Genomic DNA, 24996 nt, shown 5'->3' with positions numbered 1-24996 from the left:
ATCATGATGAGAGTTGAATCTCAACAAGTGGCAATCAGATACCTCAAAACAACAGACGCAGCTCTTCTGTTTGAAAACTATTTAGGCGATGAGCAAGCATGCCGCTTCCTCAATCGCCAAGCCCACCAAAATGTTAATCAAACCCTTGAAGCTATCGAAAGATGGCGTGCTCAATATGATCAAAAGTCTCCCAATCTATTAGTCTTCACCATTGAAGAACTTACTTCTCAAACTCCTATAGGCTGTCTGGTGCTGATACCTGAGCAAGACAGCAGTGAAATCCATTTTGGTATTTCTGCTCGCTATCAGGGAAAAGGCTATGCAACCCAAGCCTGCAAACTTGGCGTTGTTTACCTGCAAAGCTTGGGTATAACGCGCATTCGCACTACCCCGCATATTGGCAACCACGCAAGTATTCGTGTGTTGGAGAAATGTGGTTTTATCAGCCAAGGCATTTTAAAAGCGCATGCGGTTTTTCCTGCTTTAGGACGTGAGGCGCAAGACTGTATGGATATGCGATTGGAGGATACAGAACTGCGCCATTTTGCACATTGTTCAGAATGAAATGGGTGGCGGTTGAAACGAGCGGTTACAGAGCATGTTAGTCGCCATCGTAGACTGCGTCTTTGCTGAATGACTCCTCGAGATTTTTTAGTCTTTGATTGTCAGAGACGACTGACAAAACCATACCAACTGTGACAACCAAACCGCTATTAAAGCAGGATATTATTCCTTCAACTTTGTGTTTTAGGAGTAGTCATTAGACTACCCAATAATTGTTGGAATAAATAATGACGAAACGTTGGCTTGTCTCCGCTGTGAGCATCGCGCTGCTCGGCGGTGGTACGTATTTCTATCTCCAATCTGCTGCTCAACCAGAATTGCTGCCTACATTGATTGTGGAAAAAGGCACGATTGAAAAACAAGCGGTGGCTGTTGGTAAAATTGTCCCTGCACACTCCGTGTCTATCAAGTCACAAATCGACGGTATTGTCGGTGAAATTTACGCGAAAGTTGGTGAAAAGGTGAAGCAAGGCCAGCCGCTGATCAAAGTGCGTCCAAACCCAACCCCCAAGCATTAACGGATGCATCGGCAGAACTCATGCGTAGCGAAGCCGATCTGGAATCCGTCAAACAAAAACTGTCCAACTTAGAAAGCTTGGTCAAGCAGGACATTATTCCAAGTAACTACGACGAATACGTAAGTGCGCGCTCGGCAGTCAAATCTGCGCAAGCGGACGTATTGCAAAAGCGCCAGAATCTCGAACTCATCCGCAGTGGTGAGGCGTCTATCGGCGATGCACGTTTAACGTCGACGATCTACGCGCCAATTGATGGCACGGTACTCAACCAGAAAGTAGAGGTCGGAGAGCCGATCATCTCGACTCAATCAAGCCAAGCAGCGACTGAAATGATGTCATTGGCCGACATGAACAGTCTGATTTTTAAAGGTAGCGTCAGTGAGCATGATGCTGCGCAGTTGTCTCCGGGAATGCCCGTTATGTTGACGGTTGCGCCTTATCCTGATGTGGCGATTTCTGGTGTGCTAACCAAAGTGGCGATTCAATCTGAGAACCTTAACTCACCAGAGGGCAATGCTTCGGCAAAAAGTTTTGATAACGGTTTTGAGGTTGAAGTGGGAGAACTCAAGATCCCACAAGATGTGTTGCTTCGTTCTGGTTTTTCATCGACGGCTCAAATCATTCTGAAGAAGTCTGAAAACGTGCTCACTCTACCGGAGCGCGCTCTGCAATTTGATGGTGACGCACCGAATGTTCTGATCCCTGACAGCTCAGAACAAGGGTTTCATAAACAACTGGTGAAACTCGGTCTGTCAGATGGCATCAATGTCGAAGTGCTTGATGGCGTGGAGCTTGATGAAGAGGTTATCGACAACAGCATGATGGGAGCGGCGCATGGTTAAGCTGCAACGATCAACAATCGCCTTTGCATTGTTGGCTGCCACGCTCAGTTTGCCGACCTACGCAATTTCTATTGAACAAGCTTGGCAACAAGCAAAGCAGAACGATCCTAATTACGAAAAAGCGAAAATCGGCGTCCAGCTTGGCGAGGTTGGCGTACAGAGTAGCCGCAGTGCGTTATTGCCGGGTTTAAGTGCCAGTGCGTCAGCGGATTGGAATGAGTCCTCAAGCCATTCCAACAGTTACGGCGCTACCTTATCTCAAACTATTTGGGATAGCAGTTTGTGGTCGGAACTGGATCAAGCGAATGTCAATTATCTCAAAGCACAGTTAGAGCTATCTCAATCACATAACGAGCTTGCGCAGAAGTTGCTCACCGCTTACCTAGATGTGGCAAGCGCACTGGGCGACCTCAAATTGGCGCAGTCCAAGCTGGAGGAGGGGAAGGAACTTCTCAACATCATCGAGAAACGCTATCGAGCAGGCAAAGTGAAGTCGGTTGATGTTGAAGAGATGCGAGCGAATCAAGTCTCTGAGCAAGCAAGTATCCTCAATGCAAAAGCCGATCTCGAAGTGAAAAAAGCAGAGCTTGCGGCGTTAATCAATCAAATGCCGGAGAGTGTCGACCAAATTCGAACGGATTCTTTGATTCAGCCGCCGATGCTGGTGGACTCTCAGGAGCAATGGCTAAAGCTGGCGAAAGACAGTAGTCCAGAGCTGTTGGTAGCGGCGCAGATGGTGAAAGCGAGCGAGTTCGCGAAAGATTCAGCTAAAGGAGGATACTACCCAACCGTCAAAGGCAGTGTGGGCTACAGCGATGGTGACAATCGTTCAAACGGCGAGTTTAACGCTGGGATTAGTTTGAGTTTGCCGATTGACCTCAATGGTGCAGTGCGAGCGAAAGTGGACGAAGCATCGTTGAATATTTTAAATGCCAAGCAAGATATGCGTAGAGTGGAAATTGATATTCAGAAACGAGTTATTCAGCAGTTTACGCAGGTCGATATCAACTGGAATCAAGTTTTGATAGCGAACGAGCTGGTTGAGTCGCGCGCCAGAGTGTTGCAAAGCAAAGAGAAACTTTACGACGCTGGCCTGCTTGAAGTGTCGGAAGTTATCAGTGCACACAACAGCTTGTTTGAGGCGAAAAATAGTCTGCAAACCAACTTTTACAGCTACTGGCGTAAGAGAATCGGCTTACTGCAAACCGCAGGGAAGCTCGATGACGATACCATGGCGTTGATCTCTCGGGCTTTTCATTCATGAGCAGCCTATTGCAACAAACCTGGCAAACGTTGATGGCGCACCGCATGAAGAGCGTGCTAGCCATTATCGCGATTGCTTGGGGCGTGATCTCTGTGGTGGTGCTAATCGCACTTGGCGAAGGCTTTTATCGCCATCAGACCCAGTCGTTTTCCTTTATGATCAACAATGTGCAAGTGGTGTTTCCGTCGAGCACCAGTAAACCGTGGCAAGGGTTACCTTCAAGACGACAAATTGATATTCCACAAGAAAAAGTCGACATGATCAAACAGTCAGGCTTCGTGCAACAGGCGTCGAGCGTTTACGCCAAATGGGATGCGAATATCACCAATCTCAAAGGACAGAACTTATCGAGTACGGTCAGCGGTATTGATACGTCTTACTTTCCTTTAATGCAACGCAAGCTGCAATCCGGTTCGAGAAACCTGTCACCAAGTGATATGGACAACCACACTCGCGTTGCGGTGTTAGGCGATCAAATTGCGCAAATGGGCGGAATTCAAATCGGGGATAGGCTCAAAGTCAACGGCATTCCGTTTTTGGTGATTGGTGTCACCGTCGGTGAGAACACTGGCATTTCATTTGGCGATAGCCGCACTGTTTTCATTCCTCAAACAACGTACCGCGATTTGTGGGATGCGAAACCTTGGATGATATTGATGAAGCCGAGAGAAGGGATGGATGCATCGTCATTTCGACAAAATATCGTGAACTTTTTCGCCAAGCAGTTTCATTTTGACCCAAGTGATAAAGATGCGGTCGAATTACCCGATTTTAGTGAAGGTGCGGCGGTCATCAGTGGAATTTTGCGTGGCATTCAGATTTTTCTCGGAGCGAGCGGCGCGATGACCATGGCGGTCGGTGCGCTTGGCGTTGCCAACATCATGTTTTTATCTGTCACGGAGCGCACGCGTGAAATCGGTGTGCGTTTGGCGATCGGGGCTACTCAAAAATCCATACTCAGTCAGTTTATTCTTGAAGGGCTTATTTTGGTAGCCGTGGGCACGGCATTAGGTCTGATGTTTTCGTATGCAGTGGTATCTGTCTTAAGCAGCATGGCATTACCGGAATGGATTGGTTTACCTGTGATCACGCCAGATTCCATTGCTTGGTCTTTACTTGTGACGCTTATCTTGGCATTGATGGCGTCGTATTTCCCAGCAAGGCGAGCATCGCGTCTCACGCCAGTCATTGCTTTGAGTGCGAGGGCTTAGTCATGTTGTTACCGATGAGACAAATTTTCCAAGAAATGGCCGCAGAAAAGCTGAGATTGGGTTTGACCATTCTGGCTGTAGCGTGGGCGACCCTCTGTATTGCTGCTATGTTGGCGGTAGGTGAGGGTATTCGTCAGGGCGTATTGAAAACCGCACAAAATGGTAACGGCAACTTGATCTATTTGACCGGAGGGATGGCTACCGTCGACCATGGTGCTTTTCACCAAGGTAAATTTCTGACATTAAAAATGGACGATTCAGAGATCGTTCGAGCGTTACCCGATGTAAAAAGTGTTGCGCCAACTGCGAAGTGGAAAGAGCGTATCACCGTTGGTGACAGAAGCTCGTGGCAAGAGCCGTTAGCTGTCACGAGCGAGTTTCAATCCATGACCAATTTGGTGCCGATGGTGGGGGGACGATGGTTAAATCCACTCGATCAAAAAGAGACGCGCAAAGTCGTTGTACTGGGTTATGAACTGGCAGCCGACTTATTCAACCCGAATGAGGACTTTAGTTGGTTTGCGACAGTCACATTGCAAGTCAACCCTGTGGGGAAAAAGGTAAAAATCGGCAATGAGGAGTTCACCGTTGTGGGCGTATTGGAGAAAAACAGCGCTCAAATAGAACTGGGGGATCTTATCAACTATTCCAGCTTTGTGCCGTTAGCGACGTGGAAGCGATTTCATGTCAACGGTGAAATTGGTGGCATCAATGTGCAACCACAAGCGGATGTGGACCGAGAAGCCTTAGCAAAGACGATCAGGCAAGTGATTGCCCGTAAACACGGGGCAAGTGTCAGCGATGAGCAGATCGTCCAAGTCGATGATATGTTCCTTAAGCAAAAGAGTATGCAGCAATTTCTGATAGGTTTGCAGAGTTTTCTTGGCATTATCGGCTTCGTTACGTTAGCTGTTGCTGGCGTTGGCATTGCCAATGTGATGTATGCCACCGTAAAGCGATCTACGCGTGATATCGGTGTGCGCATGGCAGTCGGTGCAACCCCAACAGCAATTCGCATGCACTATTTAGTGCAGTCTTTATTGACAATGATGATGGGGGGCGCGCTTGGGTTAGCCGTGACGTACGCGCTGGTGTCTGCCATCAGTTCCATTCCTTTAGAGGGCAGTACCTTTTATGAACAATTGGGTAAACCTGTCCCTGAGTTGTCGTGGGTCGTTGTCGCGATTGTCATCCTCACCTTAGTGATCATTGGTGTGGCATCTGCATGGTTACCTGCAAACCGAGCCGCAAAAGTCAGTCCGTTGGAGGCGCTACAAAGTGAATAACAACAATAACTCTAGAGAGAACATGTCGAACAAGCCGCTTGTTGAGCTGACCAACATCTGTAAATACTACTCTAGTGGGGAGGCGGAAGTTCGCGCGTTAGACGGCGTTGACTTAACCATTAATCAAGGCGAGTTTCTTTCCATTCTTGGCCCGTCCGGTTCGGGTAAATCAACGTTGATGAACATGCTCGGCTGTTTAGATAAGCCCACCGATGGCGAGTACCAACTTGGCGGCCAAAACGTCGCAAGTTTAAGTGCGAATGACCTGGCTGGCATTCGTAACCAAAAGATCGGATTTGTCTTCCAAAGCTTTAACTTATTGGAATACGCGACGGCGCTTGATAACGTGGCACTGCCGTTGGTTTACTCTGGCATCAAAGCCAAAGAACGTCGCCAGCGCGCCGCTAAATTGCTAAAGCAAGTCGGGCTAGGGGATCGTTTAGACCATAAACCAAACCAGCTTTCTGGTGGTCAAAAGCAGAGAGTTGCGATTGCAAGAGCCTTGGTCAACGATCCGCAAATCATCTTAGCGGATGAACCAACGGGTGCATTGGATTCAAAGTCCGGCGCGGAGATTGAAGCCTTGTTCAACCAACTCCATGCCGAAGGTAGAACGTTGATCATCGTGACGCACGATAACGCCCTCGCAGAACGCACCAAGCGCATCATCACTATCAAAGATGGCAAGGTGATTTCGGATAGGGATCCGGAGGGAAGATAAATGAATTTTTCTTGATTGAGACTGGAGTTATTTTAAGGAAGATAGCCATGGAATAGGAGACGCTATCTTCCTTTATTTTTATTCGCGATGTTCGCTTTGTCTCTCTTTTATCAAGTCATGCTTTTGTTCTTTAAGTAGAGTGATTGCGAGCTTAGTGTCCTCAATCAATTTACTGTTATCGTTGAGATCTTTGTTCTTCAAAGGCAAAACTAGATAATGAATGCTGCCATCTGCATTCTGTACTCCGGTAGCGATGATGACATCACCTTCAGACGCCGTACCAAAATACTCTGATACGACTTTGGTTTCGCTGACACCGTAGCTATCCAAATAGGATGATTCCGTGTTGTCAAACAAGATAGGAACCCCTTGCTTAGCTAATGTTCGCAATTGTTCTTGCTTTTGCTCGTCGAATGGATAGTCGGTCGTACTGATGTAACTTACCTGTTCAGCTTCAATAAAATCGTACAGTTCATTGCTCAGTTCATTTAATGGGGCAGATATCCAAGGTGTAGCTGTAATGAAGTCGGAAGTAGCGTCATTGTCATTCTGTGGTGTTGGAACGGTAACCACCTCTTGAACAGGAGTGCTCTCAGGAGGCGTTACATTCATTGTCTCAGTTTTCTCTGTCTTGATTTGCTCGTCAAAGCTTGCAACAGAATCGCTCTGGGAATTCTTGTTATTTGAATTAATTAGAAATATGGCGAGTACTGCACCAAGTGCTAGCGCCGATCCAGTCAAGAGTTTTTTATTACTTGTCATGTCTTACCGTTTATTTCATTAGTAAATACGGCGGCCACTTATTCACTCCGTGGCCGCAGGCTAATAAGTTAGTGGTAGAGCGCGTCATTCCAAGAGATAGTTACGGCTCGGCTAGTCTCTGTCCATTGACTGCTATCACGATTTTTCTTCCAGGTATTTTCTGGGGTGGTATACCAGCTACACCAGTCACGACCAAAGTAGTAATTGGTTTTTCGCCAACCTGCAACCAGCTTGACTTCTGACGTATCTAGGCCATCTTGAATATCATTTTTTCGATATACAACACCGACTTGCGGTTTAAAGTCAGAGCGCATCACGACAGGTAATTCGCTATAGTCAATTAGGTTGCCCATGTCACAGCTGGTCCAACGGTACAATAACCAGTCTTTAGGTGGAGTATTGTGGCGGATAGTCTGGTTTTCGATAAGCCAATTAATGCTCTCATTGGTCTGATCAAAATCAGCCACCGTCTGAAATTCTGGTTGATCGTAAGTTACGCGGTTGCTCCAGGAGATACCACCGCTAATATTTGGAGAGTCAGAAGCACTGAAGCCAAGATTAAAGTCCAGAGACTCACTTACGGATGCTGTTGCAATAGTATTTTCTGGAGCATGGCTCATATGACGTAAAGGGGCACCATTTAAATAACTCAGTGCCAGTTTAAAGGCGGTTGGGATTGTGTAACGGTAGTCTCCACCGGTGGCAAAACCATAGATCTGCTCTTTATTCGGCACATTAGTCATGTCGAAACCAGAACCTCCGTTTAGAAGCAACTTGGCTTCCTTAGCTCCATTCGGCAGCAAAGATTGATTCCAGACATTTTCTAAGGAGTAAATTAAGCGGATTTTCTTCGAGCGTGCATCGCTATCATCGAGCTGTAGCAAGGTCGAAGTGTAAGCTTTTAATGTATCTTCAGCATGTGCTGGAGCTAGAGAACCAAGTAATGCGAGCGCGATAATACTCGCGGAAAGATGCTGTTTTTCCATTGTTGTTTCCTATTAGTCAGCCCATAAAGGTTATTATTGGTTTTTAACAATAACTCTATGGGTGTTTTATAATTATGGACTGGTTATTAATTGGTGCTCAATAATTGAGCGGTGAAATATTGCATCTTGTTTTTTAATAAAAAAAGGAAAAGTATAGATTCGTGGGATTAATGTCTCATAGTTTTTAAATTCATTACTCAACTATAATAAATAAGAATTTGGTTATTAAGTTTTACCTTTTTAAGTTATTACTTAATTTTTATCTTCTAATGTTATGTTTAAAATTCCTTATTGATAGAAGTGAGGTTTATAAGTATTAACCATGTTATTGTTGAGGTTTATGTTATGCCAAACTAAGTAAAGTGTCGTTATGTGGTCATTACGGCTTCCTGAGTTTAATTTAAATTAAAACAGTAGGTTATGTTTGTTTTATTATTGGTTATTTCGAGCTTCATGTAATAGTTGGGTGACAAAGCTTGTCAATGAAGTTGTCATATTCGTGTATGAGGTTATATGTGCTTTTACAACAGAAAAATGAAACTTTACGTTTGAGATGGTAAATATAGGAAAAGAAAGAAATAAGATAATTAAATAATGATTTTTCCGAAAATATTAAATGTAAGGTACTTCTGATTAAACGAATGCTTGAATAAATGATTGAATGTGAAAAGTACTATTTAAGCTACGCTGTCCTATATTCCAGTTAGCATCTTGTTTATATAATGCGTTTTCCAAGTTTAAAACTGGTTCACATACAGCTTATCCCTCACGAGTCATCAGTTTCTTAATTACACATATTGGCACTATGCTCGCCAAGTTACGTGTATTGGTGTCAATGAATAACAGTATCTACGATAGTTCCCTCAGGGTCGGAACTCCCACTATGAATTTCTTTCATGTTCAATGTGAAACAATACCAATATTATTCAACTCGTGAAGCAAGTATAAAAAACGGACTGCTCTGGTGTTAGGCACTGCGACCACCGTTTTTAGTACGAACTGTTCGTCGTGAACGCTGCGCAACCTAACGATTGGGAAAACCAAAAAACAAAAATATCCCCATGCACAGAGTTAGGAAAAGTCTGCTTTATCTAAGGAAATAGGATACCAACTCACGATGAATAACGATTTCACATTTGCTATCAAAAGCATTCGCTTTGATGAGAATTACCAACCATCAGACAACACGCGAATCACTACCAACTTTGCTAATCTGGCTCGAGGAAACTACCGCCGAGAGAATCTGCGCAATGCACTCCGAATGATCGACAATCGTTTTAATGCCTTGGCATATTGGGATAACGCGCAAGGTGACCGCTACTCTGTTGAGCTTGAAATCATCTCTGTTGATATGGGTATCCAAGGCAGTGGAGAAGCCTTCCCAACGATTGAAGTGCTCAAAACTAACATTGTTGACCACAACACTAACGAGCGCATCGAAGGCATTGTGGGTAACAACTTCTCTTCATACGTGCGTGATTACGACTTTAGCGTTTTGCTGTTGGACCACAACAAAAACCAGCCACAGTTCAGCATCCCAGCGAACTTTGGTGATTTGCATGGCAAACTGTTCAAAGCTTTCGTTAATTCTGAGTCTTACAAACAGCATTTCAAAAAGCTGCCTGTGATTTGTCTGAGCGTATCGGACAACAAAGTATACCGACGCACCGAAAATCAACATCCTGTTTTGGGCTTTGAATATCAGCCGAACGAATCTTCGTTGACGGAGCAGTACTTCAAAAAGATGGGCTTACAGGTGCGCTACTTTATGCCACCAAACAGTGTCGCACCATTGGCATTCTATTTCTTCGGTGACTTGCTGAACGACTACTCAAACCTAGAGCTTATCAGCACGATCAGCACGATGGAGACATTCCAGAAGATTTACAGACCTGAGATTTACAATGCCAACGCGGTTGCCGGTAATTGCTACCAGCCAAACCTAAAAAACCTAGACCACTCGCTAACTCAAATCGTTTACGACCGAGAAGAGCGCAGCCAACTGGCGATTGAACAAGGGAAATTTGCCGAGGAGCATTTCATCAAACCTTATCAATCTGTGCTTGAACAATGGTCTGCAAACTACGCGTAATCGACAACGAGAATCTAGAAAGGAATGACGATGAAAACACTATTACCGACTTCAACGGCTGGCAGCTTGCCGAAACCTTCTTGGCTGGCCGAACCAGAAAAACTTTGGTCACCGTGGAAACTGCAAGGTGAAGAACTGATTGATGGCAAACGCGATGCGCTACGTGTCGCTTTGCAAGAACAAGAACTGGCAGGCGTTGATATCGTCAGTGATGGCGAGCAAACTCGCCAACATTTTGTGACGACCTTTATTGAGCATTTAAGCGGTGTAGATTTTGAAAACCGTAAAACGGTGACCATTCGCAACCGTTATGAAGCAAGTGTTCCGACTGTGGTTGGCCCAGTAAGCCGCACAAAGCCCGTGTTTGTTGAAGATGCAAAGTTCTTGCGTCAGCAAACTAAGCAACCAATCAAGTGGGCGCTGCCAGGCCCTATGACGATGATCGATACGCTTTATGATGATCATTACGGTAGCCGTGAAAAGCTGGCTTGGGAATTTGCGAAGATCCTCAATCAAGAAGCGAAAGAGCTTGAAGCGGCAGGTGTCGACATCATTCAGTTTGATGAGCCTGCGTTCAATGTGTTTTTCGATGATGTGAACGAGTGGGGCATTGCATGTTTAGAGCGTGCGATTGAAGGGCTGAAATGTGAAACGGCGGTGCATATCTGCTATGGCTACGGCATCAAAGCGAACACGGATTGGAAGCAAACGCTAGGCACTGAATGGCGACAATACGAAGAAGTATTTCCGAAATTGCAGCAGTCTAATATCGATATTATCTCGCTCGAATGTCATAACTCACGAGTGCCTATTGAGTTGCTTGAGTTGATTCGCGGTAAGAAAGTGATGGTTGGTGCGATTGACGTTGCAACCAACGAAATTGAAACGCCAGAAGAAGTGGCGAACACACTGCGAGAGGCATTGAAGTACGTTGATGCCGACAAGCTTTACCCATGTACCAACTGCGGTATGGCACCTTTGTCTCGTGAAGTATCAACCGCTAAGCTCAATGCGCTAAGTGCGGGAGCGGAGATCATTCGTAAAGAGTTGGTGGGTTGATATTAAGACTTGGGCTCGACACCATAAACTAAAGTTAGGGTCATTCCAGTGAGTTTAAACGAGACTAGGAATCTGATTACAGCTCGCTAGGAAATGGCGATAATCTTAGAACTTCACAGCACTCGGTGGGTAGATCCTGAATCACGCTCGTCCCTCGCTGTTCAGGATGACCGTTCTAAATAAAAATGCCGCTCGCAGTAAAGTGAGCGGCATAGTTTGTTTTCCGTTTTCAGCCTCGGCCAAGGCTTAATTCAACTCCACGTTCCTCATCTCTGGATGCTTTAGCAACATCACACGAATCCAGTGATGCACCACCCACATCACCATCGTGGTGAGCAGAACCGCGACGAAAATCGAGCTGAAACGGTACAAGATCGAAAAGAACGCGTCTTTTTGTTCTGGCACCAATGAGGTCGTCAGCGGAACCGATAGGGCAGACATGGCAGAAAACGCGATAGCCGCTTTAATTTGCCCCTTGGTGAGCCATAAGCAGAATGGCCCCATAGCAATGGTAAAGGCGAGCCAAAAGAGTAGCCCATGCCCATACCAACTGCCTAATATAAGCTGAACAGCCATCCCCGCGATGCAGCCTAGTGCGGTGCCGATGATGCGAATTTTTGCCATGGCGAGCGAGCCCGCTAAAGTCATTGGGGTTAAGATGATCAAAATGGAAGCTTGTGCGGATAACGAGTCATATAAGTCCGCAACTTGGAATACGATAAACGCCGCCATCGCCACTACCCAACCCATGGCAACTTGGCTGATGTAGTCAATATCGCTTTTCACTGGGGTCGAAATCTCAATGTGCTCGGCGGGGGATTTTGGCTCCGGGAACAACCAATACGCGAATGCGCAAACAAAAATATTGCTGAACGCCATCACCCACATGTTGACGTTGAACTCTTCAATATCCATGAAGTTATAGCTGGCAAAATTCAACACAATTGAACCCACCAACAGCCCCATGTAACCAAACAAATAGGTTTTCTGGTTCATCATTGCAATGCACTTGAACAGCATCATGATTCCGACGGCAACGATCATTAATGTTGGATGAAACTGCAAGTATTCCAGCAAAAATGTGGCTTGTATGGTTGTCCACACCGCAGAGAAAAACACGATCAATAAAGCCGAAATATTAAAGTTGTCCATTCTGCCCAATATAAACAGCGGCATCATGATGGCAAAAAATCCGTAAGACCAACCGAAGATCATGCTTAGCGCGAGCCCTAAAGAGCAGCCGAACCAAATTCGTAAGGTTTTCATTGTCGCCGCCTAGTAAATTAAGTGGAACCAGCTTGCGAGGTGAATCTGTGCTTGCGCCATCAACTGCCAGAAAATGCTGTTGTCTGGGTACAAAACAATGGTAGCGCGAGAGCCGACAAACAGTGCTGGTGGTAACTCTTCGCTGCTGGTTAGGTTCACTCGTGTACGCTGCGCATCACGTACCCAGCGGTTGTTCACTTCCACTTTGGTTAGTGCGCCATTAGGCGTTTGTTGTGCGGCTGCTACACCGTAATCGCGGCTAGCTAAATCAAAGTCGTACACCGAACCTGGGTTGGCATCAAATGTGACCAAGGCGTGGAAAGTCTTGTCTACGTTCGCGACGGACTTTTCACGAAAATCAGCGGCTACCCAGAGTGATCCTGTTGGTACAAATGTCAGCAATGGCATGTTGGTGTTTGCCATCGTGCCAACTTCTAGTTGCAGGTTGGTCACGACACCATCACTGGGAGCGAGTACCGCGGTATTTGCCAAATCAAGTTGCGCCTTTTCGATGCCGTTTTTGGCAATTCGAACGGCGGTGCTTTGACCTTTTTGATCGCCTAATTGCGCCTCAATGACTTTTAAGTTTTGTCGTTCCGCTTTAAGCGCTGCACGTGATACCTGATTTTGGGCAAAGGCATTATCGAGTGTCGATTGAGAGATGACTTTTTGCTTCGATAACGTCAGTAAGCGGTTGTATTCGCGGTGCGCATTATCAAATGTCGCTTGTGCGCGGGCAATATTGGCAAGAGCGGCTTCGCGTTGAGAATACAGCGTTGCTTCTTTTTCATAAGCGGATTGCAGAGACAGCTCCGCCTGTTCAAGCGCTATCTTGTATTTACGATCATCAATCGTAAACAACACATCGCCTTTTTGGACGGACTGGTTATTCTCGATGAGAACGTCGGTCACTTTACCAGATACCTCGGGCGCGACTTGGACAACGTATCCTTGCACTCGTCCTTCGGTCGTTAAGGGGGCGTGGCGGTCAGCAATGATAATGTACAAAAATAGTACGATGAACAGGACAATCAAAGTTCGCATCCAGTGTTTGAATTTTTGGTCAGCCGTCATTACAAGTTCCGTTAAACATATTGGATAGCGGATTATAGAGAAGTCACTCACAATTCAGTAGAATGATAATACGAACATAAATGACCTAAAAATAGGACAATGAACGTTAGTTTTGATGATATTTACCTATTCACTCAGACGGTGGTTCACGGCGGTATAAGTGCAGCGGCAGAGGCGAATCAACTACAACGCTCAAAAGTGAGTCGTCGCCTGCAAGAATTAGAGAAATCGCTCGGGGTACAGCTTTTGATCCGCACAACACGCAGCATTGAGTTGACGGAGCACGGGAAACGCTTGTTTGAGTTGGTGGGGCAGCCTATTGACCATATTCAGCAAGGTTTAAATGCCATGCACGAATATCAACAAGAGCTGACGGGCAAGGTGCGTTTAGCCATTCCTTCCGCATTGATGAGCTCTGCCGCGTTTAACGCGATCATCACCGAGTACACAACGCGGTATCCGGAGATTTCGGTCGAGATTGAAAACCATCAAGAGAGTGTCGATCTCAAGCGTCAATCGTTTGATTTACAGCTTCTTCCGAGCGTGGTCAAAGTCACCGATGACAGCTATGTGCAGTTCAGTCTTTTGCCTTATCGTAGTCACTTTGTTGCGTCAAAAGCCTATCTAGAATCGCATCCGCCAGTAAAAACGGTGGAAGATCTTAAGCAGCATCGCCTTTTAACTAATCGTTACAATGCCGATTTGCTCGATTCAGATTTGCATGTGGCGTTGCGTTCGGATGACCTCAACTTGCTGCGCTCGATGGCGATAGCAGGAAACGGCATCGCGTTTATTCCTCAAATTCATTCCAAGCCTGCACTGAGAGATGGTTTGTTGGTCGAGGTGCTGCCTCAATTCGCGCATCCGAAGCAGCATCTTACTCTGATTTATCCCTCGGCCTTATTTCTGCCCAATAAAGTCAAAGCCTTGATTGAACTAATTCGAGAGAAATTTAAATAGTCAGTTCAAACCACCCTTACCTAAGGGCAAATGTGTGAGCGAAGGTCATCTTTCTAGGTTTTATTGCTCTAACATGAAAGGGTTCTGATACATTAACTGTTACTCAACTTGTTGAGTATGATTTGTGGTCGCACAAGATAGGAGATGGAAATGTTATCGAAAGGAAACACGGGCCTGATTGTGGTGGATGTTCAGGGCAAACTCGCTACATTAATGCATGAAAGCGACGCACTGATTGAAAATATCACGAAACTGGTAAAGGGTGCCAAAGCACTAGATTTGCCTATTCTGTGGCTAGAACAGAATCCAGAAAGGTTGGGCCCAACCGCGGAGCCGATTCGTGAAGTGCTTGAAAGCACGCATTTACCTATTACCAAGTACACGTTTGATGGCTGTAAAGAGTCGACGTTTAAGGTCGCGGTGGAGAACGCGAAAGTTGATACCTGGTTGGTTTGCGGTATTGAATCCCACATTTGCGTCTATCAAACCGCGGTTTCTCTGCGTCAGTCCGGTTATCGCGTTGAATTAGTCACGGATTGTGTATCTTCCCGAACCGCTGCCAATAAAGCGCTCGCTCTTGCGAAGCTAACCGCTAACGGTGTGGTGCTCACTGGGCTAGAAATGTGTTTGTATGAAATGGTCGAAGATTGCCGAGCACCTGAATTCAAAGAAATTCTGGCGCTCATCAAATAGTGGAATCACTGTAATCAGCAACAACTTTATTTGAACACGCTATTCAAATTCTCGTTGATATCTTGGCAACATTGACTCGTTGCCAAGTAACCCGCCTTGGTGAATATAAATCACTGTTTTATCTGTGTTCTCTTCCAACCAAGGGGTGAGGCATTGCCACATATACGGGTCGTATAACAGGTCAAATTCGAGGTCGGTTTGTTCAAAGAGTGCTTTCCATGTGATGTAATCTTCTTCGTACAAGCGACCAAAATGGTGTTTGTTGCGCACGGTTAAAATGGTTGGGTGGCTGTTTTCACCGAGCTGGTAGAACTGCTCAGCTAAGTAATCTGCATCGCCTGCGCAAGGGCAAGTTAGCACTTCTATGCCGTGTGGGCTTAAATGTTTATGAAGATATAAAGCCGTCGTGCCGGTGCCTGATGGCAGGGCGACGGTAAACTGCTCTTTACCTCTCAATCGCGTCCAATCAAGAATTTCTCGTGCTAACTGTTTGATGCCAGCTTCAGCGAGGTGGGAACGTCCACCCTCTGGAATAAGCAATGTCGACTCATCTAATCTTCGTACCTGGTGGATGTATTCACTAGGGTGGAGTTCGCTACCGATGTCTTGCATGGCGGTGATTTTCATACCCAAATCGAGAGCGCCGCGATAGTTTCCGATGGGGGAGCTTTTTAGCCAAGATGGAATGTGATGAACATAAAACTCAAATGCCCAACCTTTAATCTGGGCGAGAGCCGCTAGCGAGTACATGGCATTGGATTGAGCGGAGCCAAAGCTTATTAACGTGGTGATGTCGGGATTTTGCTCTTCCATTAACGTCATAAACTTACGTGCTTTGTTCCCAGAAAAGTGGGAGTGGAGCATGTCGTCACGTTTAAGGAAAAATTTGCGCCCATTAAAGCTATGTTGGGTGATAGGACTTTCTGAGAGTTTCATGTCGATGCTGACGGAATAAACCGTGTCACCTTTGTCATTTAAAAAGGGCGCGTAGTGTAACGCCATTAAACCCAGATAAAAAGTCTGTGTTTCAGTACAACCATTTCGGTTGTTCCTGATGTTTTTACTCGTGCTCACTGCTGCTGTAATACCATTGCAATGGTTTCACTTCTATCCTTTGGTTGCTTTGATTCCATGGTATTCCATCCCATGACTCGCCTTTCTACCTCAAGCAACGTACACTACGCCGCCTATTTCCATTCAATCAGAAGGCTTGGTTTTGCAGACTCTAGAACAATTAAAAAAAGGACAATTAGTAGGAATTAAACAACTGAAGTTGGCGGAAGGGCTAACTGAGTTCCCTATGGAAATTTTAGAGCTTGCAGACTCGCTTGAAGTGTTAGATTTATCCAGCAACGCACTGTCAGATTTGCCACAAGAGCTGGAACAGTTGACCAAACTAAAAATCATTTTTGCTTCCAATAATCAGTTCACCCATTTACCTGAGGTATTGGGCAAGCTGCCAAACCTTGAGATGGTTGGATTTAAAACCAACAAGATCAAAGTGGTGAGTGAAGCCTCACTACCAAGTCAGTTACGTTGGCTGATCCTGACTGACAACGAGATTGAAACGCTACCAAACAGTCTGGGTGAAAGACCGCGCTTAAGAAAGCTTGCGCTGGCGGGGAATCGCATCAAACGACTGCCAAGTAGCATGGAAAACTTAGTTAATTTGGAACTGATTCGTCTTTCTGCGAATCAGCTAGAGCACTTTCCGGATGTGCTGATGAAGCTACCTAAATTGGCATGGTTTGCTTTTGCAGGTAATCCATTCTGCAAACACCCATCTTCGCTAGACAGTGTGCCGAAAGTGACCTCAAACAGTTACTCGCTTAATCATGTTCTCGGCCAAGGGGCAAGTGGCGTGATTTCTCATGCTAACTGGACTGACGCTCAATACAACTTCCCGAGTGAAGTTGCGGTAAAAGTGTTCAAGGGCGAGGTCACCAGTGACGGTTACCCTCATGATGAACTTGAAGCGTGTTTGCAAGCTGGGCATCACAACAACTTAGTAAAATCCATCGCGCAAGTGAATGACGGTAAAGAGCTTGCTTTGGTGATGGAGCTGATTCCAAACAGTTACTACAACTTAGGTTTGCCACCAACGTTGGAAACCTGCACCCGAGATACGTTCCCACAAGGGTTTACGCTGACAGTCGAGCAAGTGAATTCTATTGTTGAGCAGATGGTGGACGTATTCAATCACCTACACGACAACAAGGTGTGTCATGGTGATTTGTATGCGCACAATACGTTGGTGAACGAGCAAGGGGAGATGATCTTCGGTGACTTTGGCGCGGCGAGCATTTACGGCTATTTATCGGACGAGCAGCAAGCTGCAATCAGAGCCATTGAATCCAGAGCGTTGAAGTACTTTATCGAAGATGTGTTTTCTGTGTGTGAAGCGTCGGAATCGGCATCGCAAGCATTCGAACGACTAGTTGGGCTTGCGGCATAAGATTTCATTCAATCGAATCAGAAAGAGGTATCGAACTGCCCGTTTTGATACTGAGCAAATGAGATACCTCTTGATTGAATCTAGTGCTGAGGAAGTTACTCTGAGCAAGCCTCATGATGCTCTGACGAAAGGTCAATCACTGCCTCACACCCCCCTCAGGATGTGTATCAATAGTGAATTGCCAGCCATAGCGTCGGCATAAGTCGTCCACAATCATGAGCCCCAAACCATGGCCTTCGGCATCTGGCACGGAAGAGAAGCCTTCGCCTTCATCTCTCACCGACAGTGTGGTATCGGTCATGGTGATATGAATCGTTCCCGCTGACGTGGCTGCAATGCCGTTGCGAATTAAGTTACTCAACGTAATGTTAAGCACTGCAGTAGTCGCTTTGGTTTGCGGATGCCCCAATATTTGTACATTAAATTCCAGCGATTTTTCATCGGCTTGCGCTTGGCTAAGAGCCACGATGTTGTGGAGCTCTTGCTCTGAGATGGTTCGAACGGGGCTGTCGTCGGTGTTGCGTTCATATCGAACCAAACCCAACAAAGCATCAACCATGGTCGACATCTGCAAAGTGGCATCTTGAATACGGCCAATCTGACGTTCTTGAAATGACGTACTTGGGCTTCTTGCTAGCAAGCTGCTTGAACCTTTCATCACTGTGAGCGGAGTTCTCAGTTCATGACTGGCATATCGTGCAAAAGCTTGTTCACGTTTAATCACTTGATTGATTTGATGTCGATATTCATTAAGCTGATTTGCGAGCGTTTGGAATTCATTTGCAGAGCCTTCAGGGACAACAAATTTTTGTGTAGTGTCACCTTGATGGCGGTCCAGCTGTGTTTTTAGGGCACTAACAGGTTCAATGAGACGCAGAGAAAGTCTCGATAATAGGCTGCCAAAAATCAAAAGTAACCCGATGACAACCGCCAGCACCATAACGAGAACAAACATAAACTCGTTAGATGTAATTTCTATCTCATCAATCAGAGAGATCAGAATAATAGGATGCTCCTCTCCATCTTGCGTGTAGGTGCTCATGTAAATCATGCGAGTGTCTGGTTCGTCAGCAACTTCAGCGAGAAAATATTTTTTATTTTGAATAAAGGGTTGATAGAGCTCAGGAACGAGATTGATGTTGTTGTATGCCGTTGTTAGTAAATCGAGTTTGATGATTCCGCTATCAGGATGGTTTCGAAAGTGCTCAATCGCCTCTTTTTTATCGATCATAATGCGTCGTTCACCGACGCGATCTTCCGACCATAATAGCGCTCCGCTAACCAATGCGAAGCATAGCAAGCCAATCACAACCGACACTAGAAGGAAGAAGAGTTCAAGGCGTCCGGTTAAGCTTTGTGTATTGTTAAATAAGCGGCGAATCATGCCCCGGGCTCCAATCGGAAGCCGACTTTTGGAATGGTTTTCAAAACGTGCTCTTTGAATGGTTTGTCGAGCTGCCCACGCAATTGATAAATATGGCTACGCAACACATCGTTATTTGGCTCATTTTCTTGCCATAGGCGGAATGCGATTTCTTCACGCGTCACAACTTCGGGGGCATTTTTGACCAGCATTTCTAGAATCGTGTACGTGGTTGGATTCAATGCCAAAAGCTTATCTTGACGGTAGGCTTGATGCGTTTTTTGATCGATAGACACTTCGCCATACTGGAGTTTGGTTGATGCAACCGTACCGCGGTATCGTTTAATCAATGCAGTCATGCGTGCTTCAAGAATATCGAGATCAAACGGTTTGGTGAGGTAGTCGTCGGCGCCGTGTTGGAAGCCTTTGAGCATGTCGTCTCGGCTATCAAGTGCTGTCAGCATCAACACCGGAGTGTTATTACCTGCATCGCGTAGCTTGTTGCACAGTGTTAGGCCATCCATGCGCGGCAGCATGAGGTCGAGCAAAATGATGTCAAACGCATTATCCATCGCCAGTTTTAAGCCTAGCTCACCGTTGTCGGCATAATCCAGCTGCATGCCAGCACACTCAAAATAATCAAACAACATTCCCGCTATTTCACGATTATCTTCTACCAAAAGTACACGCTTCATTTATTCTTATCCAATCTCGATAAATTCGAATGTTGATCTTAACGAACATTATTCACTATAGGTGTGAAAAAGTTGTCGACGATGATTTTCTCACCTTTGTGTCGGTTTTCAATGTCTAGCTTGAATACCGTCTTATTATCCAAGTAAATCTACGATCTTTTGTTCATATCTATCAATTTCTCTTGATGTATAAATGGGGTAGATTATTTGATTCTGTTAACTCTATATAAAACATGAAGATACTAAATTATTTATGTGACCTTGAGCACATTGTTAGTAATTACTGATTTTTACTGACTCACTCATAGAAAAAGTTCTTACTTCTCTTAAGTCCCTTTTTTTATTATGGCTATTGCTTTTAAATACAAACGCTTAGATTCTCCTTTTTGAGATAATTCAATTAAATCAATGGCTTCATGTATAAGCGAAAATCTGCATTATTTTATTTTTATTAATAAAACTACATTTTCTGTTCTTGCTCTGTTCATAAATGAAAGCCTTCCATTAACTTTACTTGTTTAAAATCCATGATCCTTCCAATGCTTAATGCCAGATAAAAATCAATTTGTGAGGCTATCATGTTTAACAGTATACGCACTCGAATTGCTGTCAGTGCGGGTGGGGCAATGGCCTTCACTCTATTGATTGCAATGGGTATGACAACCAATGCGTTCACGCAAGTGAATGAGCAAATCACTACAAAAGTAAAATCTCAACTGACCGAAGCCACCACGACCGACCTGAGCAATACGGCGATTCAGCAAGGGCTGAATATTTCCAACCAGTTAGAACCAGTGTTGGCGAACCTAAAGCAAGCGCGTTCAATTATCAAATTAAGCGCAGAGACGGCCGCAACGCCAGACATTATTGTTAAACAGTTTATTGCGTCGCTAGAAGCTCAGAACAAAGCTGTGTTTGCCGGTTACATGGTGTGGGAAAAGCCATCGTGGGTTGAGCCAACGATTCAAGACAAAAACCTTGGCTTTAATAGCGAAGGCTACTTAGCGCCATTCTTTTCGCCAAATTCGCACAACAGTTTTGATGTTGTGGCGATGGATAGCTTTAGCAATACTGAATTAAACAACAACGGTGAGCGTAAAGACGATTGGCACTTGATGCCTTTCGAAACGGGCAAAACGTTCGTGATGGAACCGTACATGTATCCGGTTCGCGGCAAACAAGAACTGATCACGACCATCAGCCAACCAATCAAGTTACGTGGCGAGATCATCGGCTCTCTCGGTTTTGATTTGTCATTGAACGAGTTACAAAGCCAAAGTGAAGATTACGCGAGCGACTTGTTTGATGGACAAGGCCGTATTCTGATTTCTTCGTGGAAAGGCATCACACTGGCGAACAGCAGCCAAGCGGATCAAGTGGGCAAGAAAGTTTCTCATGAGTTGGCGTCTCAATGGGCTCGTATTCAATCCATTGCGAAACAAAAAGGCGCAGGCCTTGTGACGTTTGGCGGGGATGAGTATGCGATTACTGCAATTGACACCAGCGATGCGCCTTGGATCGTTATGGTGTCGGTTCCCAGTAGCTTCCTTAAAAAGAACGTGGATGACTACGAGCGATGGAGTGAAGAACAAAGTGCAGAAGCTCTTGAAAAGGGAGTGTGGGCAGGGATTATTGCGGCTCTGATTGGTATTGTTGCGATGACGGTGATCGCGACCTCGTTGGGCAAAGTATTAACTAACTTAGTGGAGCGTTTTAAAGACGCAGCACAAGGCGAGGGCGACCTAACTTACCGCATTGAGGTGAAAGGTAAGGACGAAACCGCCCAACTGGCGCACTGGTTTAATACCTTCCTCGCTCGCATTCAGGAAATGCTTTTAACCGTAATGGCGACGGCGGATCAAGTCGATAAAAGTGCAAGTGAAGGTCAAGCTCGCGCGGCAGCTTCGAGAGATCAACTGAACGTTCAAGTGAACGAAGTCAACTCGCTAGCAACGGCGATTAATGAGATGAGTGCAACCGCACAAGAAGTGGCAAATTCTGCGGTACAAGCAGCAGCGGCGGCAAGCCAAGTTCAAAGCAATAGTGCGAATGGCATGTCGCGTATGGACAATGCTGCAAGCGCGGTGGATAACCTCGCTTCGCAAGTGAATGATGCACAGCACCAGACGCAGAATTTGGTGGCTTCAAGCACGGCGATTCAGGGGATTCTGAGTGAGATTGGTGGCATTGCCGATCAAACCAACTTGTTGGCTCTGAACGCTGCGATTGAAGCTGCGCGTGCTGGTGAAGCGGGTCGTGGTTTTGCTGTGGTAGCCGATGAAGTCCGCAACCTTGCAACGCGCACACAAGGCTCGACAGAAGAAATTCGTGCAATGTTGGCTCGTTTGGAGCAAGAAACGCAATCAATCGTCCTGTTAATGGAGCAAAGCCAGAAGCAAGCGGTGGATACTAAAGAAGAAACACAAGCAGCGCAGTTGGCGTTGGCCGAAATCAACCAAGCTATTGAAGTGATTAATGATATGAATAATCAGATCGCTTCAGCGGCAGAAGAGCAAAGCTCGGTGTCAGAAGAGATCAACCGTAATGTGGTTGTGATTAATGATACGGCGATGGAAGTGATGGATACTATGTCATCTTCGGTAGCGATCAGTAACGAACTGACAGTAAAAGCCAGTGATCTTCACAGTGAGTTGAGTAAGTTCAAGTTGTCTTAATCAAGTAAGTGAGAGAGTTTAACCCAACTTAAAACGTTTATTTCTCACAAAACAAAAGGGCTCCAGAGTTACCTCTGGAGCCCTTTCTAGTATTTAAGTGCTAAAGAATTAACGACGCTTTGGTTTACGTTGACCAGCTGGTTTGCCTTGTCCTTGTGGGCGACCTTGACCTTGCGGCTTGCTGCCTGCCGGGCGGTTTGCACCGTTGCCGCTAGGACGTTGGCCGTTGCTTGCAGGGCGTTGACCACCTTGTGCTTTGCCAGAACCGTTACGGTTGCCAGATGGTTTACCATCTTTTGAACCGCCTTCAGAGCGTTTGTTCAAATGACCACCGAAGCCTGGTTGGTTTTTGGTATGTTTGGTTGCAAAGCGGTTTGCCCCGTGACGACCAGATTTACGACGTTGTGCAGGTGTTTGTGCTTCAATGTCTTCCGCAGGAACGAGACAGCCTTGTTTGTCACCAATCAAATGTTTTTTACCCATACTGATTAGGGCTTCGCGAATCATTGGCCAGTTTGCTGGATCGTGGTAACGCAACAGCGCTTTATGTAGGCGACGTTGACGTTCACCTTTTGCTACAGGTACATCTTCACGTTTTTTATACTTCACTCGTTTCAGAGGGTTTGTCTCTGAGTAGTACATCGACGTTGCGTTACACATCGGTGATGGGTAGAAGTTTTGTACTTGGTCACACTCGAAGTTGTTTTTCTTCAGCCACAGAGCAAGGTTCAGCATGTCTTCGTCTTCTGTGCCTGGGTGCGCAGAGATAAAGTAAGGGATTAAGTACTGCTTCTTACCCGCTTCTGCGCTGTACTTCTCGAACATCTCTTTAAAGCGATCATACGTGCCCATGCCAGGTTTCATCATCAGATCAAGAGGGCCTTTCTCTGTATGTTCCGGTGCAATCTTCAAGTAACCACCTACGTGATGAGTTACGAGCTCTTTCACGTATTCTGGTGATTCAATCGCAAGGTCGTAACGTACGCCAGATGCGACCATCACTTTCTTCACGCCTTCAACTTTACGCGCTTCGCGGTATAGATCGATGGTGTGTTTATGGTCTGTATTTAACTTGTTACAGATGCCCGGGAATACACAAGAAGGACGACGACAGTTCGCTTCTGCTTTTGGATCTTTACAACCTAGGCGGTACATGTTTGCAGTCGGGCCACCAAGATCGGAAATTGTGCCGGTAAAGCCCGGAACTTTGTCGCGAATTTCTTCAATTTCGTTAATGATTGACTCTTTCGAGCGGTTTTGAATGATTCGGCCTTCGTGCTCGGTAATCGAACAGAAAGAACAGCCACCAAAACAACCACGCATGATGTTCACAGACGTTTTGATCATGTCATACGCTGGAATTTTCGCTTTGCCGTACATAGGATGAGGAACACGCGCGTAAGGCAAGCCAAACACAAAATCCATCTCTTCGGTCGTCAATGGGATTGGGGCTTGGTTTACCCAAAGTTCACGATCACCATGGCTTTGAAGTAACGCTCGACCTGAGTACGGGTTCGTTTCTAAATGCAATACACGACTTGCATGAGCATAAAGAATGCGATCGTTTCTTAGCTTTTCAAACGAAGGTAAGCGAACCGCAGTTGTTGCAGCATCGTGGCGTGATGGGCGAATCGTGATTGGTTTTGCAACTGGCTCATCTTTTTTAGTTTCACACTGAGTTTCTACTTCGTATGGGTTCTTTGGTACGAACGCTTCTTTACGAGGTTTTTCAATGCGAGAAGAATCGATAACCGTGTAGCCTTCTGGCGCGGCTGGCAAGTTCACGGCGGTACCACGAATATTGGTCATGGTGCTGATGTCTTCGCCATTTGCGATGCGATGCGCTACTTCTACAAGTGCGCGTTCTGCGTTACCGAAAAGTAGGATGTCTGCTTTTGCATCAAATAGTACCGAACGGCGAACTTTATCTGACCAGTAATCGTAGTGTGCAACACGGCGTAGGCTGGCTTCGATACCACCTAAAACAATAGGTACTTCTTTGTAAGCTTCACGACAACGTTGAGAGTAAACCAAAGTCGCGCGGTCTGGGCGTTTGCCACCTTCGTTATTGGGGGTGTACGCGTCATCGTGACGAAGTTTTTTATCCGCGGTGTAACGGTTGATCATGGAGTCCATGTTACCCGCAGTGATCCCGAAGAACAGATTTGGCTTACCAAGCTGCATGAATGCATCTTTGTTTTGCCATTCTGGTTGAGCAATGATACCGACACGGAAACCTTGTGCTTCTAGCAGACGGCCAATGATAGCCATACCAAAGCTTGGGTGATCCACGTAAGCATCACCGGTTACGATGATAATGTCACAGCTATCCCATCCTAGGGCGTCCATTTCTTTGCGACTGGTCGGCAAGAAAGGTGCCGTACCAAAACACTCTGCCCAGTATTTTTTGTACACATGAATAGGAGTGATGTTATTGGTCATATTTTGCTCTCTGTTCCAGGGAGCGCGAATTATAGCGATTTGAGGATCAGGTATCTATACCAAACTCA

The 24996-nt window shown here is 45.8% G+C and carries 18 protein-coding genes and 2 pseudogenes; 12 read left to right on the top strand and 8 right to left on the bottom strand.

The genetic code is table 11. The features are described 5' to 3' along the window. The first annotated feature begins 3 nt into the window (after nucleotides 1–3). The 6 genes and pseudogenes from P4S59_RS09565 to P4S59_RS09540 all read left to right on the top strand — a co-directional run bounded on the left by P4S59_RS09565 (nucleotide 4) and on the right by P4S59_RS09540 (nucleotide 6406). Nucleotides 4–564, top strand: a complete 561-nt coding sequence (locus tag P4S59_RS09565; RefSeq protein ID WP_337168303.1) for a GNAT family N-acetyltransferase — start codon at nucleotides 4–6, stop codon at nucleotides 562–564. A gap of 227 nt (nucleotides 565–791) precedes the next feature. Beyond that, nucleotides 792–1924: pseudogene (locus P4S59_RS09560) on the top strand (efflux RND transporter periplasmic adaptor subunit). After that, a complete protein-coding gene (locus P4S59_RS09555) occupies nucleotides 1917–3188 on the top strand; it encodes a TolC family protein (protein WP_337168302.1) in 1272 nt (423 codons plus the stop codon). The pseudogene P4S59_RS09560 and the gene P4S59_RS09555 overlap by 8 nt, the downstream one beginning before the upstream one ends. Beyond that, entirely contained in the window at nucleotides 3185–4399 is a 1215-nt protein-coding gene (locus P4S59_RS09550; protein WP_337168301.1) for an ABC transporter permease, read from the top strand. Before P4S59_RS09555 ends, P4S59_RS09550 begins: the two co-directional genes overlap by 4 nt. A gap of 2 nt (nucleotides 4400–4401) precedes the next feature. Continuing rightward, nucleotides 4402–5685, top strand: coding sequence for an ABC transporter permease (locus P4S59_RS09545; RefSeq protein ID WP_104971930.1), 1284 nt, complete (start codon nucleotides 4402–4404; stop codon nucleotides 5683–5685). Nucleotides 5686–5707: 22 nt separating this feature from the next. Further along, entirely contained in the window at nucleotides 5708–6406 is a 699-nt protein-coding gene (locus P4S59_RS09540) for an ABC transporter ATP-binding protein (RefSeq protein WP_337168645.1), read from the top strand. A gap of 78 nt (nucleotides 6407–6484) precedes the next feature. Here the strand turns inward: P4S59_RS09540 and P4S59_RS09535 are convergent, their stop codons facing one another. Together P4S59_RS09535 and P4S59_RS09530 are read right to left on the bottom strand one after the other, a co-directional pair. Continuing rightward, on the bottom strand, nucleotides 6485–7168 hold the full coding sequence (locus tag P4S59_RS09535) for a topoisomerase I (protein ID WP_225462082.1): 684 nt from the start codon (nucleotides 7166–7168) through the stop codon (nucleotides 6485–6487). Between the two features lie 68 nt (nucleotides 7169–7236). After that, entirely contained in the window at nucleotides 7237–8154 is a 918-nt protein-coding gene (locus P4S59_RS09530; protein WP_053809756.1) for a leukocidin family pore-forming toxin, read from the bottom strand. Nucleotides 8155–9271: 1117 nt separating this feature from the next. Between P4S59_RS09530 and P4S59_RS09525 the strand changes: the two genes are divergently transcribed. Together P4S59_RS09525 and P4S59_RS09520 are read left to right on the top strand one after the other, a co-directional pair. Then, entirely contained in the window at nucleotides 9272–10246 is a 975-nt protein-coding gene (locus P4S59_RS09525) for a DUF1852 domain-containing protein (RefSeq protein ID WP_104971928.1), read from the top strand. Between the two features lie 30 nt (nucleotides 10247–10276). After that, on the top strand, nucleotides 10277–11305 hold the full coding sequence (locus P4S59_RS09520) for a methionine synthase (RefSeq protein ID WP_031780992.1): 1029 nt from the start codon (nucleotides 10277–10279) through the stop codon (nucleotides 11303–11305). Between the two features lie 246 nt (nucleotides 11306–11551). On the opposite strand, the gene P4S59_RS09515 is transcribed toward P4S59_RS09520, so the two are convergent. Further along, nucleotides 11552–12571, bottom strand: coding sequence for a DUF2955 domain-containing protein (locus P4S59_RS09515; protein WP_337168300.1), 1020 nt, complete (start codon nucleotides 12569–12571; stop codon nucleotides 11552–11554). A 9-nt stretch (nucleotides 12572–12580) separates the two neighbouring features. Beyond that, complete coding sequence (locus tag P4S59_RS09510; RefSeq protein ID WP_337168299.1) at nucleotides 12581–13645, bottom strand: HlyD family secretion protein; 1065 nt, start codon at nucleotides 13643–13645, stop codon at nucleotides 12581–12583. Nucleotides 13646–13744: 99 nt separating this feature from the next. Between P4S59_RS09510 and P4S59_RS09505 the strand changes: the two genes are divergently transcribed. Both P4S59_RS09505 and P4S59_RS09500 read left to right on the top strand, forming a co-directional pair. Then, nucleotides 13745–14605 (top strand): LysR family transcriptional regulator, encoded by an 861-nt coding sequence (locus tag P4S59_RS09505; protein WP_005376746.1) that lies wholly within the window; start codon nucleotides 13745–13747, stop codon nucleotides 14603–14605. Between the two features lie 150 nt (nucleotides 14606–14755). Beyond that, the gene (locus P4S59_RS09500; protein ID WP_337168298.1) at nucleotides 14756–15298 is read left to right on the top strand and encodes a hydrolase; all 543 of its coding nucleotides are present in this window, start codon (nucleotides 14756–14758) and stop codon (nucleotides 15296–15298) included. A 39-nt stretch (nucleotides 15299–15337) separates the two neighbouring features. Here the strand turns inward: P4S59_RS09500 and P4S59_RS09495 are convergent, their stop codons facing one another. Further along, the gene (locus tag P4S59_RS09495; RefSeq protein WP_301615742.1) at nucleotides 15338–16234 is read right to left on the bottom strand and encodes a 1-aminocyclopropane-1-carboxylate deaminase/D-cysteine desulfhydrase; all 897 of its coding nucleotides are present in this window, start codon (nucleotides 16232–16234) and stop codon (nucleotides 15338–15340) included. A 280-nt stretch (nucleotides 16235–16514) separates the two neighbouring features. On the opposite strand from P4S59_RS09495, the gene P4S59_RS09490 reads away from it, so the two are divergent. Then, nucleotides 16515–17753, top strand: a complete 1239-nt coding sequence (locus P4S59_RS09490) for a leucine-rich repeat-containing protein kinase family protein (RefSeq protein ID WP_337168297.1) — start codon at nucleotides 16515–16517, stop codon at nucleotides 17751–17753. 95 nt (nucleotides 17754–17848) lie between these two features. Here P4S59_RS09490 and P4S59_RS09485 read toward each other — a convergent pair. Beyond that, a pseudogene (locus P4S59_RS09485) lies at nucleotides 17849–19137 on the bottom strand (sensor histidine kinase). Further along, nucleotides 19134–19811 (bottom strand): response regulator transcription factor, encoded by a 678-nt coding sequence (locus P4S59_RS09480; protein ID WP_176320004.1) that lies wholly within the window; start codon nucleotides 19809–19811, stop codon nucleotides 19134–19136. Before P4S59_RS09480 ends, P4S59_RS09485 begins: the two are co-directional and overlap by 4 nt. A 578-nt stretch (nucleotides 19812–20389) precedes the next feature. On the opposite strand from P4S59_RS09480, the gene P4S59_RS09475 reads away from it, so the two are divergent. After that, entirely contained in the window at nucleotides 20390–22486 is a 2097-nt protein-coding gene (locus P4S59_RS09475) for a methyl-accepting chemotaxis protein (RefSeq protein WP_337168296.1), read from the top strand. A gap of 108 nt (nucleotides 22487–22594) precedes the next feature. On the opposite strand, the gene P4S59_RS09470 is transcribed toward P4S59_RS09475, so the two are convergent. Next, entirely contained in the window at nucleotides 22595–24928 is a 2334-nt protein-coding gene (locus tag P4S59_RS09470) for a YgiQ family radical SAM protein (RefSeq protein ID WP_337168295.1), read from the bottom strand. Nucleotides 24929–24996: the final 68 nt, after the last annotated feature.

Source organism: Vibrio sp. M60_M70 (genome assembly GCF_037162085.1).
Taxonomy (GTDB): Bacteria; Pseudomonadota; Gammaproteobacteria; order Enterobacterales; family Vibrionaceae; genus Vibrio; species Vibrio diabolicus.
The sequence above is the reverse complement of the archived record's forward strand: the minus strand, read 5'-3'. Positions and strand labels throughout refer to the sequence as shown.